The organism is Ralstonia sp. GX3-BWBA, from assembly GCF_003290055.1.
Lineage (GTDB): Bacteria > Pseudomonadota > Gammaproteobacteria > Burkholderiales > Burkholderiaceae > Ralstonia > Ralstonia holmesii.
Map to the genome: position 1 here is coordinate 313,174 of NZ_QMKS01000012.1, position 11,850 is coordinate 325,023.

Sequence of the window (11,850 nt, forward strand, 5' to 3'; positions counted from 1 at the left end):
ATTGGCCCACCGGGGAAGTTGGACTTCATCAAACCATCAAAAGATAAGAAGGGGAAGTCTGCGCAAATCGCGCTACGTCTGTCCGGGGGGACAGACGTAGCGGCTTCTTTTCGCGTGCGCGCGGACGCAAACGTATGTCTACGCCATTGTTCCAGCGCCGCCGCGGGCGGCTTCAGTTTGTCTCCATCGCGCTTGTTGCTTCGCCATTCGCCTTGTTTGGGGCGCTTGCGCATGCAGACTGCACCACCACCGGGCAGATCACCGTCTGCGATACGGCGGCACCCAACCCAACCACATCCACCGTCGGCACCGGCAACGTGGCGGCAGAAGACAATCGCACGGTGACGGTGCAGAACGGCAGCACGCTGGCGGTGGGTGACACCAGCGCCATTGCCGTGCGAGACAACGCCAACATCACGGTGCAAACCGGCGGCTCGGTCAGCGCAAACGCGGTGTCGAACTCCGGCTTTTACGGTACGGGCGGCAACGCGATCGACTTCCGCAACAACAGCACGCTGACGGTGCAGCAAGGCGCGCAGGTGCTGGCCAACGGCACACAGCTGAGCGGAGAGGCCGTCAACCCGGAAGGCACGGGCAATACCATCGTCAATGACGGCCTGATCAAATCGGCGCACGGCGCGGCGATCTGGTTCCAGAACACCTCCGGCGGCAACACGGTCATCAACAACGCCACGGGGACGATCCAGACGGACGTCGCCAACGGCAACGTGATGGGCGCGTCGGGCAACGGGTCGGTCGACTTCACCAATCGCGGCAAGGTGATCGGCAACCTGATCTTTGCGGGCGGCAATGATGCCTTGCACGTCTATACCGGCTCGTCGGTGAGCGGCAGCATCAGCGGCGGCGGCGGTGCCAACGTCATCACACTCAACGGCACCGACAGCGCGACGCTGGGCACCATCACCAACTTCCAGACCCTACAGAAGCAGGACAGCGGCACGTGGACGCTGTCCAAGACGCTCGCCAGCATGGGCGTGACCAATGCGGAGGTGCAGCAAGGCACGCTGATCCTGCAAGGCAACAACGGCACCTACACCGGCACGATGCAGGTGGACGCCGGCGGCACGCTGCAAGGCGATGCGCAGAGCGTGACGAAGGCCGTGACGAACAACGGCCTGGTGCGCTTCCAACAGGACGTGGATGGCAGCTATGCCGGTCAGATCGTCGGCGCAGGTGCGCTGGAGAAAACCGGCACGGGCACGCTCACGCTGGGTGCAGGCAATACGTACAGCGGCGGCACGACCATTACGCAGGGCACGCTTGCCATTGGTGCGGACAGCGCATTGGGCGGCACCGCGGGCGGCCTGACATTCAACGGCGGCACGCTGCAACTGACGGGCAATGTGGATGTGGCGGCCACACGCGCCATCGGCATCACCAATGCCAACGGCACGATCGATACGCAGGGCTTTACGTCGACCGTGAGCCAGGGCATTTCGGGCGTGGGGGCGCTCACCAAGGCCGGCAGCGGCACGCTGGTGCTCGCGGGCGACAACACGTACCAGGGCGGCACCACTGTCGCGGCGGGGACGTTGCAACTCGGTAACGGTGGTACGTCGGGCTCGATCCTGGGCAATGTGGTGGACAACGGCACGCTGACGTTCAACCGATCGGACGTGTTCACCTTCGGCGGCACCGTCTCCGGCACGGGCGGCATCACGCAGGCCGGCACGGGCACGACCGTGCTCACCGCCAACAACGCGATCCAGGGCGACACGTTGGTCGCCAGCGGGGCGCTGGCCATCGGCGACGCGACGCACGCCAGTGCCGCGCTCGGCGTGTCGGCCACCAATGCGCCGCAGAGCTTGCGACCGATGGCGGGCGGCAGCGGCAACAATGTTCAGATTGCAGCCGGCGCCACGCTGGGCGGCTACGGCACCGTGAACGGCGCCGTCACCAACAACGGTACGGTGGCCGTAGCCGATGCGCTGGCGGCGTTTGCCAATGCTGGCGGCGGCAGCCTGACGATCAATGGGGCGCTGAATAACGCCGGCACGGTGCAGGTTGGTGGCGCAGGCGTCGGTAACACGCTGGTGGTCAACGGCAACTACGTCGGCAATGGCGGCGTGCTGGCCATCAACACCAAGCTGGGCACCGACAATTCGCCGACCGACAAGCTCGTCATCTCGGGCGGCACGGCGAGCGGCAATACGGCGGTGCGCGTCACCAATGCTGGCGGCGCCGGTGCGCGAACCACGGGTGATGGCATCGAAGTCGTCAGCGCGATCAATGGCGCGACCACGCAGACCAATGCCTTCGCACTCGCCAACCGAGTCGTCGCCGGCCCGTATGAGTACACGCTGCAGCGCGGTGGCTCGGCCAGCGCAGACAGTTGGTATTTGCGCACCCTGCAGACCGCGACCCAAGGCACGGGCATCGGCACGGGCACGAGCGCCACGCAGCCTGCGCTGCGTCCGGAAGTCTCGCTCTACACCGCCATTCCGTCGCTGACCTTGCTATACGGCCGCGCGCTGCTCGATACGCTGCACGAACGCGTGGGCGAAGAGAGCAACCAGGCCACCGCACCGGCAGGCACGTCTCCCGTGCTGCGCACCGGCTGGGCACGCGTGATCGCCCAGAAGGGCAGCCGCATGTCGGATGGCAACGGTATCTACGGTAACCAGGGCCCCGCGTTCAGCTACGACTTCGGCGGCGTGCAGGTCGGTGCCGATGTCTACCAGCGCCAGCGCGAGGACGGCAGCCACGACCATGCCGGTGGTTACTTCGCCACCGGCCGCATCGCGGCAGACGTGACGCACGCCGATGGCGCAGACGCCGGCCGCGACACCGTCAACGCCAACACGGTCGGTCTGTATTGGACGCACTTCGGCCCGTCCGGCTGGTATCTGGATGGCGTGGTGCAGGGCACCCGTTACGACGCCGATGCCTCGCCGCACGGCGTGAACGGCCTGAAGACGCACGCGCTCGGTTACGCCGCATCGCTCGAGACGGGCTACCCGATCGCGCTGTCACCGCAATGGCGTGTCGAGCCGCAAGCGCAGCTCGTGGTTCAGCGTGCCGCGTTTGCCGATGCCAACGACGGTGCCGCTGACGTGCGCTTCAACTCGGTGAACTCGATGCTCGGTCGCCTGGGCGTGCGCGTGAGCAAGCGCTGGGGTGAATCGCCGGAACGTCAGCACACCGCGTGGGTGCGTGCGAATGTGTGGCACGAGTTCCGCGGTGAGACGGGAACGCAGATGTCGTCGCCGGATGGTGGCTTCGTGCCGTTCACGTCGCAACTGCCGAGCACGACGCTGGAGCTGACGGGCGGCCTTACGGCGCAGGTGGCGAAGAACGGCGTGTTCTATGCCAGCCTCGGCTACCAGGTCAGCGCGGACCGTCGCTTGCATGGGGTGAACGGCAAGGCAGGGGTGCGCTGGGGGTGGTAAGGCAACGCACGTAACCAGGCGCGCCCATACGGCGCGACGCTGCTCGGCCCATTCAGTGGCCGGGCAGCATCGCGCCCCATGCCGCCGTGACGTTGCCGCCGAGCCGCCATTCGGCAAACGGGCGGCGCGGTGCAATCAGGACAGGCAGGCGTGGGTCGCGCACGTGGGCGTAGTAAGGCTCCATCCAGCACAGCTCATCCTGGAAGGTCCACGGAAACAGTTCTTGCTTGATGGGCGTGATTTTTTCGAAGCTCGCCGGATCCATCACCGCCTCGATCACGAGGTTCGCCAAGCGGCCAATTGCATGGCCGTTCTCCCGGTACAGATCGATATTGCGTCGCTGCGCCAGTTCTGCGGCAAACACCAGCGGAATCAGCGCGAACGTGTGGTAGTGCAACGCACGATTACCTCGCTTGACCTCCCGTGCGAGCGCGCCGTCCGGGCCGATATCGCGGATGCCCTCGCGAACGCGCAGCAGCCCGGAGTTGATCAGGTCGCTGTTGTCCGTCGCGGTGCCGATGGCAATCAGATTGAGGCCGGCCCAATACACCAAGTTGTTATGCAGATGGTTGATCGCTTCGGCGTTGCGGGTGGCGATGGCAATGCGTTCGAGCCAAGGTGCGATGGCATCCAACTGCGGCTGGTTTTGCTTGCGGATGTCGTTCGGCATGCGCAGAAGCACCATGGCGAAATCCGTTCCCGCCCATGACCGCTCGTAGTACCCCTGGTAGCCGGAAATCTTGCCCATCAGTGCATCTGCCTCGGCCCACGTTCGAAGCTGGCTCAGTACGCAGGTCCAATCGCCCTTGTCGGCCGACGCGTTGAGGTGCGCGATGAAATTGCGCATCGGTTTCACGTCGCGCGCATAGCCTGCCGCGTCGTCGTAGAAGCCTGGTGGATCGATCGTCTTGACCGGTGCGGGGATCTCGCACGCGCGGGCTGCATGCACCAGACCGAAGCCGGTGCCAATGGCCAGCGAAATGGCGAACAGCGTTTGAACGGACGCACGGCGCATTGGAACCCCCGGGAGGATGCGGAGTGGCTCACATGAACGCGGCGTCCGCTCGTGCAAAACGCCGAGGTGTTCCGCAACGTTGACTGGGGGTTACAAACTGTAGCGACTATGAAAAAGAGCCGCATCAAGCGGCTCTTCTTACGTCAGCAGCAACGCGCTCTTACGCCGCGTTATCCCCACCTTCCTGCGCCTCACGCTCTTCGCGTTCCTCGCGCTCTTCACGGGGCAGGGTCAGCATGCCGGTGTTGTAGACGTACTCATACACCTCGCCGTAGCGGCCCCATTCGATGCCGATCTTGAGCACGCGTTCGGCTTCTTCGGGCTTGAGGTACGCCTCCAGTTCGCGCAGCACATGTTCTTCTCGGATCTCGCCGTCTTCGTTGGCGTCCAGCTCGGCGCGGATGTGCGCGGCCAGGGCCACGCGCTCCAGCAGCTTCTGGCCGAACAGCACCTTGCGCTCGGGCGGTTCGGTTTCCATGTAGGTCTTGCCGAACGGCGTGACGATGATGTCGCCGCGCTCGATGGTGGCCAGTTGCAGCAGGGCTAGCGCTTCGCACGCGGGCAGCAGGTCGTCGTCGGTCACGCCGGCTTCTTCTGCCAGATGCGGCAGGTCGGCACGGCCGTTGAACGGCGCTTCGACCAGCAGGTCGAGAATGGCCTCCATCTGGCCGATTTCGGCATCGGGCAGGCGGTAGGCAAGCTGCTCGGCCGCGGGCTCCACGCCCACATGCACGCCCACACGCTCGGGCGAGGTCATCAGACCGTACACCTCGTCGATGAGGTTGCGCACGGCGGCGGAATCACGATTGCGCGGGCGCGGGAACGGCACGCGCACCTCCGCACGGATGCGCCCCGGATCGCTCGACAGGATGACGATGCGGTCGGCCATCATCACTGCCTCTTCAATGTTGTGCGAGACGATGAGGATGCTCTTGATGTTGGTGCGGCGGCCTTCCCACAGGTCGAGCATTTCGTCGCGCAGGTTCTCGCCGGTCAGCACGTCGAGCGCGGAGAACGCTTCGTCCATCAGCAGCAGGTCGGGCTCGGTCACCAGTGCGCGCGCAATGCCTACACGCTGGCGCATGCCGCCGGACAGTTCGCGCGGCAGAGCGCTGTTGAAACCCGACAGGCCGATCAGGTCGATGGCCTGTTCAGCGCGCTCTTCACGCTCGGCCTTGGCCACGCCTTGCGCTTCCAGGCCCAGCTCCACGTTCTGCTGCACTGTCAGCCACGGAAACAGCGCAAACGACTGGAACACCATCGCGATGCCCTGTACTGGGCCGGCGTACTCGCGCCCACGGAACAGCACCTGGCCACGATCGGCGCGCACCAGGCCCGCCATGATGCGCAGCAACGTCGACTTGCCCGAGCCCGATTTGCCCAGCATGGCGACAATCTCGCCCTGGCGCAGATTGAGGTCCACGCCTTCGAGCACGGCGCGGTCGGTGTGGTCTGCGGTGCGGAAGATCTTCGAGACGCCGCGCAGCTCCATGACGCTTTCAGCGCTCTGGCTATGGGTGCTGGTGGTAACCATGTGTGTTCTCTGCTAAATAAGGTCGTCTTAGAACGTGCTCAAGATCCGTAGCGAGCGCCCAGAGGTTGGCCCGAGACGCGCAGCCGTACATGAGTACGGCGAGCATCGCAGGGTCAAGATCGGGGTGCGCAGCAGGATCACGAGCATGCTCTTACAGGCGGGTGCGCTCTTGCGCGATGTCGTACAGGCGGTTCCACAGCAGCCGGTTGAAGCCGACCACGAACAGGCTCATCACGGCAATCCCGAGTGCAATGCGCGGGAAGTCGCCCTTGGATGTCATCTCGGCGATGTAGCTGCCCAGGCCCGTTGCCACCAGCGTGCGGTCGCCCCAGGACACGTATTCGGAGACGATGCTGGCGTTCCACGAGCCGCCGGCGGCCGTCACCAGGCCGGTCAGCAGGTTGGGGAACACGGCGGGAATGAGGAAGCGCTTCCACAGCAGCCAGCCGCGCAGGCCGAAGTTGCGGGCGGCCAGTTTCAGCTCGGTCGGGATGGCCGACGCGCCGGCAATCACGTTGAACAGGATGTACCACTGCGTGCCGAAAATCATCAGCGGACTCAACCAGATTTCGGGGTTGAGCGCGAAGCGCGCAATGAGCATGACCGCCAGCGGGAACATCAGGTTGGCCGGGAACGCCGCCAGGAACTGCGCCACCGGCTGGGCGATGCGTGCCACGTTCGGGTTCAGGCCGATGCGAATGCCGATCGGCACCCACACCAGCGCGGCCAGGGCAATCAGCAGGATCACGCGCACCATGGTCAGGAAGCCGAGCCAGAAGACGTGGCCGACCTCGGCCCAGCCCACCTCGGAGCGCACGAATTGCAGCACGTGCGCCACCGCCACAAGCGCGGCCAGGATGATGACGACATCAGCGATGCGGTGCGACCACGGGAAGCGCGGCAGAAACCCGCTGCCGCCGGCAGCGGTGGGCCGCGTGCGCTCGGCACCCCAGGACAGCGTGCGCTCGGCCATCGCGGCGGTGCGCTCAAGCAGCGCCTTGACCCACTCGGAGCGGCGCAGCAGGTCAAGCAGCCACGATTGCGGTTCGCGTTCCGACGACATCGTGTCGAAGCGGAAGCGGTCTGCCCAGGCAATCAGCGGGCGGAACAGCAACTGGTCGTACAAAATGATGCCGATCAGCATGGCCAGGATGGCCCAGCCGATGGCCGGCAGGTTCTGCTGCTGGATCGCCAGCGAGATGTACGAACCGATGCCCGGCAGCTTGATGTCGTGGCCCGACACCGAGATGGCTTCCGATGCCACCACGAAGAACCAGCCGCCCGACATCGACATCATCATGTTCCACAGCAGGCCCGGCATGGCGAACGGCACTTCCAGGCGCCAGAAGCGCTGCCACTTGGACAGCCGGAACACCGTGGCGGCCTCTTCCAGATCGGTCGGGATGGTGCGAAACGATTGGTACAACGAGAACGCCATGTTCCACGCCTGCGACGTGAAGATGGCGAAGATGGCCGCGCATTCCACGCCCACCAGGTTGCCCGGAAACAGCGCAATGAAACCCGTGACCGTGATCGACAGGAAACCCAGCACCGGAATCGATTGCAGGATGTCCAGCGCCGGCACCATCACCTTCTCGGCCGTGCGGTTCTTGGAAGCGATAGCGGCAAACGCAAACGAGAACGCCAGCGACGCGCCCAGCGCCAGCAGCATGCGGATGCTGGTGCGCAGCAGGTAATACGGCAGCTCAATGACGTCCAGACTCACGTCCAGCTGTTCGCCAGGCGTGTAGGGCACGTTCATCTGCTTGGCTGCATAGGCCAAGAGCAGGATGGCGGCCAGGATGATCGGCAGCAGGGCCAGGTCAAACCGGTTGGGCGGCGCAGTCAGCAGGTGGCCGAAGTTGACGCCAAAGTTGGTACCGAAGGTGGTACCCAAGCGGCCCCGGATGGTGGTTTCGTTGTCGTTCTGCTGCATCTTGGATAACCGGGACGGAAACCGCGGACGAAATTCGGGCGCCTCAAGGCCTGGGGCCGAGGCGCGATACATGGCGTGCGGGGCGCAGCGCAGTGCTTTGCGCAAGCGTTGCTTGGCACCCGGCGGCAAGCCGCCTAGTTTACCTTGCGTAACGTCAGAGCCAGCTGCACGGTTGTCAGTCTGACGACGTCACATTCCAGAAATGTGACAGAGATACGACAGCGCCGGTTTGTCATGTTTTATCCAACACATCACCTGCGGGTTCGCTTCGGAGGTCGCCATGTCCGCCATTGCGCAAGTGATCGTTACCGTACAGGGCCGCGTGCAGGGCGTCGGCTACCGCGCGGCCTGTGCCGACCGTGCCCGCCTGCTCGGTCTGCGTGGCTGGGTACGCAATCGCCGGGATGGGGCGGTCGAGGCATTCCTGGCCGGTCCCGAGGCCAATGTGCTGAGCATGCGCGAATGGATGTGGGAGGGGCCCGACAGCGCCCAAGTCACGCAGCTGGACGTGGTCGCGGGCGAGCATGAGGCGCCCGTCCCCGGCTTTGAGATCCGCCCGACGGTGTAATTCTCGGCGATCAGCGGACACGGATTCGACACGAAACCGCTATGCGCAGCGCAGCGGTCTTCCAAGAAACTGATCGCGCGCATTGAAACAAAAAGGGCGACCGCGCAGGCCGCCCTTTCTTTTGCGGATGGCGTTGTCGGCCGATCAATACACGTTCGGTACGATCATGTCTTCCGGCACCGGGTGGCGGATGTACTCCTCGTGGTGCACCCGCTCCGGCAGCAACACCGGCGAATGCGGCACCGGGTGGTAAGGCACCTGGCCAAGCAAGTGGTGGATGCAATTCAAGCGCGCGCGCTTCTTGTCGTCCGCCAGCACCACCCACCAGGGCGATTCGGGAATGTGCGAGCGCTCGAGCATCGCTTCCTTGGCGCGCGTATAGGCTTCCCAGCGGCGGCGGCTTTCCAGGTCCATCGGGCTCAGCTTCCACTGCTTGAGCGGATCGTCGATACGGCTCTGGAATCGCACTTCCTGCTCTTCGTCCGTCACCGAGAACCAGTACTTGACGATCTGGATGCCCGAGCGCGCGAGCATCTTTTCGAACTCGGGCACGGAACGGAAGAATTCGTCGTATTCCTCGTCGGTGCAGAAACCCATCACGCGTTCAACGCCGGCACGGTTGTACCAGCTGCGGTCGAACAGGACGATCTCGCCAGCGGCCGGCAGGTGCGCCACGTAGCGCTGGAAGTACCACTGCGTGCGTTCGCGGTTGGTGGGAGCCGGCAGCGCGGCCACACGGCACACCCGCGGGTTCAGCCGCTGCGTGATGCGCTTGATGGCGCCACCCTTGCCGGCGGCATCACGCCCTTCGAAGATCACCACCAGCCGGTGGCCGGTCTCGATCACCCAGTCCTGCAGCTTGACGAGCTCGCCCTGCAGGCGGAATAGCTCGCGAAAGTACATGCGCCGCGTTTCGCGGGCTTCGTCGTCGATGCCTTCGCCGCCGCCGAGCAGGTGGTCGTCGATTTCCATCTCCAGCTCTTCGTCAAGCGTGTCGAGGAGGTCTTCCTGCAGGCGCGCCTGGCGGGCTGCGTCGCGTTCGCTCATGGTGTGTTGCTCCTGCCGATCTTGCGGATATTGCCGAGAGGGGGCGCTGCGCATGGGCAGCGCAGTGCAAGTCTAAGCCCGTCTAGGTAGCACGGGCATGTGGCAGGGGAGTGACATGGCATTGCTTCGCCCATTGCGCCAGGTTTTCGCCCGGCAGCGCCGTCGCGCGCCAAATCGACCGTAATCTGCCTGCGCCGCCGCGTATCTGGCGGGTCACAGGAGCGCCCATGCCGCGTCCGTTGCAATCGATCCTAAGCTGCTTCCGACCGACGCCCCCAGCAGAGGAGCGCGCTTCCACTTCAACCGGCCAGCCGGTGGATTCAGCGCCGCACCCGCCACGCCGCGCACCGGTGACGTTGCAGGGCTTGGCCAACTTTGACGCCCAACGCATTCGCCAACGGCAGGTCGAGATCCAGGCGCTGGTGCCTGATACGCGCAAGGCGTTGTCCGACGGCGAGTGCCAACTGGGCGGTTATGTACACGCCCGCCAGGTCGACGGCCGCCCAGTGGAAGGCACGGCGCTCGATCGGCTCAAGCGTGGAAATGAAACCGTCATGGAGACCCGCCAAGCGCTGGCGCATGGTCGCGGCAATGTAACTGCCGACATCAATGACAGCAACGGTCTCAGCACGATCAGAACAGAGGCTGGCCGTAACGCAAGGCCGAAGATTCCGCGCCACTACGGACAGAAACTCAGGGTAACAGCCAGCACCCTGGCGGCCCAGGCTGGCAACTGCGGTGAGCACGCCTATGTGGCCACCTTTCTACATGCCGGCAAATTGCAGAAAGGCGAGAGAGTCTATTGCGTGGGCAGCACAAAGAAAGACCACGGTTGGGCCGAGTTGCGGGGTAAGACATCGGACCGCGCGCATGACGTCGTCATGGACCCGTGGGCTAAAGGCCCCGCCATCTTCGCCATTGACGGTGCCTTGTCGAAAGACAAGCACGCGGTAGAAACCGAGCATCACTATGACCGCAGAAGCGGGGCGAAAGCGCACGCCAAGATGCAAAAGCTCCAGCGCAAGGAGCACAGTCAAATACAAGCCGACGTTCACGAAGAGATGGCGAAGCTTGGGCCGGATTTCCGATATCCATCGGATGAATCCTCGGTCTGGTCGGCCACCCCGGTCATCTCGAAAGAGTTTGCCGAGCGCGTGGTCGACAAGATGATTCAAGAACCCGACCCGGCCAAGCTGGCGCCGGAACACGAAGACCAAGTCCAGCAGGCCGCCGAACGGGTAGACATCGGTGAACGCCGGATGGCGCCGTTGCGTCAGGAGGTTCACGCAACCCAAATCGCTCGGACTTTGGGTGCCAGCGGCGTGAAAGAAGTCTCGAAGGCAGCTGCACGTATCGCCAACGTTGCGGTCGATTTGCAGCGCTACCCATTGGCATCGCACCCGGCCCAGACCGCTCGCAACGATGTTTAGGGGTATGGCTTAGATGAGGCCGCGGCCTCAGCTCGATTCGCCTTCCAGCATGAACTTGGCGCCGTCGTCCTGGCCGAGCAGGCGCACCAGCGTGGGCATGGCTTCCTGCAATTGCGCCTTCAGCGTCCACGGCGGGTTGACGATGAACATGCCGCTGCCGTGCAAGCCCAGGCCACCCTCGACCGGATGCCTGACGGTGAGCGTGACGTGCAGCCAATCCGCCGGTCGCAACTGCTTCAGGCGCGAGGGAAATTGCGCGGCTTCGCGCCGCTGCACCAACGGATACCAGACCGCATACATGCCGGTCGCAAAACGCTGCAGGCTGTCCTGCAGCGATTGCACGGTGCGGGCGTAATCATGCTTGTCTTCGAACGACGGATCGATCAGCACCAGCGCGCGGCGCGGCGGCGGAGGGAGGATCGCCTTGATGCCGGCAAAGCCATCGCCGTCGTACAGCATGACCTTGCGCCCCGCGCCGCGAAAGTTGTTCGACAGCACCTTGATCTCGGAGCTGTGCAGCTCGAACAGGCGCAGGCGATCGGCGTCGCGCAGCATTTGCCACGCCAGCCACGGCGAGCCCGGGTAGTGCCTCAGTTCACCGTTGGGATTCCGTTCGCGCACCTGGTCGAGGTAGGCGTCGAGCAGCGGCGGCAGTGTTTCGCCGGCTTGGGCCGCGCGCCACAGCGGGCCAATACCGGTGTCGAACTCGGCCTTCTTCTGCGCCCATTCGTGGTCCAGCGCGTAGAGGCCGGCGCCGGCGTGCGTGTCGATGTACCAGAACGGCTTGTCCTTCTGCGTGAGGTAATCGAGCATCTGCACAAGCACGGCGTGCTTGAGGACATCGGCGTGATTGCCGGCGTGGAAGGCGTGACGGTAACTGAGCATCGGCGGACCATGTGCGCCCGGAGTA

The 11,850-nt window shown here is 64.5% G+C and carries 8 protein-coding genes; 3 read left to right on the top strand and 5 right to left on the bottom strand.

Annotated elements, in window-relative coordinates; translation table 11 throughout:
* Nucleotides 1–134 precede the first annotated feature (134 nt).
* Entirely contained in the window at nt 135–3,410 is a 3,276-nt protein-coding gene (locus DOD19_RS15775) for an autotransporter outer membrane beta-barrel domain-containing protein (protein WP_112186479.1), read from the top strand.
* Nucleotides 3,411–3,462: 52 nt separating this feature from the next.
* Here the strand turns inward: DOD19_RS15775 and DOD19_RS15780 are convergent, their stop codons facing one another.
* The 3 genes from DOD19_RS15780 to DOD19_RS15795 all read right to left on the bottom strand — a co-directional run bounded on the left by DOD19_RS15780 (nt 3,463) and on the right by DOD19_RS15795 (nt 7,895).
* Entirely contained in the window at nt 3,463–4,425 is a 963-nt protein-coding gene (locus tag DOD19_RS15780) for a mannuronate-specific alginate lyase (RefSeq protein WP_024977181.1), read from the bottom strand.
* A gap of 160 nt (nt 4,426–4,585) precedes the next feature.
* Nucleotides 4,586–5,959 (bottom strand): AAA-associated domain-containing protein, encoded by a 1,374-nt coding sequence (locus tag DOD19_RS15785; protein WP_024977182.1) that lies wholly within the window; start codon nt 5,957–5,959, stop codon nt 4,586–4,588.
* Between the two features lie 151 nt (nt 5,960–6,110).
* Nucleotides 6,111–7,895, bottom strand: a complete 1,785-nt coding sequence (locus DOD19_RS15795; RefSeq protein WP_024977183.1) for an ABC transporter permease subunit — start codon at nt 7,893–7,895, stop codon at nt 6,111–6,113.
* A gap of 280 nt (nt 7,896–8,175) precedes the next feature.
* On the opposite strand from DOD19_RS15795, the gene DOD19_RS15800 reads away from it, so the two are divergent.
* Nucleotides 8,176–8,463: an acylphosphatase gene (locus DOD19_RS15800; RefSeq protein WP_024977184.1), complete on the top strand. Its 288-nt coding sequence runs from the start codon at nt 8,176–8,178 to the stop codon at nt 8,461–8,463.
* Between the two features lie 144 nt (nt 8,464–8,607).
* Here the strand turns inward: DOD19_RS15800 and ppk2 are convergent, their stop codons facing one another.
* On the bottom strand, nt 8,608–9,510 hold the full coding sequence (ppk2, locus tag DOD19_RS15805) for a polyphosphate kinase 2 (protein WP_112186481.1): 903 nt from the start codon (nt 9,508–9,510) through the stop codon (nt 8,608–8,610).
* 365 nt (nt 9,511–9,875) lie between these two features.
* Here ppk2 and DOD19_RS15810 point away from each other — a divergent pair, with 365 nt between their 5' ends.
* Nucleotides 9,876–10,940: an AVRPPHE avirulence protein gene (locus tag DOD19_RS15810; protein WP_162634376.1), complete on the top strand. Its 1,065-nt coding sequence runs from the start codon at nt 9,876–9,878 to the stop codon at nt 10,938–10,940.
* 27 nt (nt 10,941–10,967) lie between these two features.
* On the opposite strand, the gene DOD19_RS15815 is transcribed toward DOD19_RS15810, so the two are convergent.
* Nucleotides 10,968–11,825 carry a 23S rRNA (adenine(2030)-N(6))-methyltransferase RlmJ gene (locus DOD19_RS15815; protein WP_024977186.1) on the bottom strand — a complete coding sequence of 286 codons (858 nt, stop codon included), beginning with the start codon at nt 11,823–11,825 and terminating at the stop codon, nt 10,968–10,970.
* Nucleotides 11,826–11,850: the final 25 nt, after the last annotated feature.

Bases quoted from the DNA above. Each gene is read 5' to 3' on its own strand.
- DOD19_RS15795 (WP_024977183.1), bottom strand. From the start codon at position 7,895: ATGCAGCAGAACGACAACGAAACCACCATCCGGGGCCGCTTGGGTACC.
- DOD19_RS15800 (WP_024977184.1), top strand. From the start codon at position 8,176: ATGTCCGCCATTGCGCAAGTGATCGTTACCGTACAGGGCCGCGTGCAG.
- DOD19_RS15775 (WP_112186479.1), top strand. From the start codon at position 135: ATGTCTACGCCATTGTTCCAGCGCCGCCGCGGGCGGCTTCAGTTTGTC.
- DOD19_RS15780 (WP_024977181.1), bottom strand. From the start codon at position 4,425: ATGCGCCGTGCGTCCGTTCAAACGCTGTTCGCCATTTCGCTGGCCATT.
- ppk2 (WP_112186481.1), bottom strand. From the start codon at position 9,510: ATGAGCGAACGCGACGCAGCCCGCCAGGCGCGCCTGCAGGAAGACCTC.
- DOD19_RS15815 (WP_024977186.1), bottom strand. From the start codon at position 11,825: ATGCTCAGTTACCGTCACGCCTTCCACGCCGGCAATCACGCCGATGTC.
- DOD19_RS15785 (WP_024977182.1), bottom strand. From the start codon at position 5,959: ATGGTTACCACCAGCACCCATAGCCAGAGCGCTGAAAGCGTCATGGAG.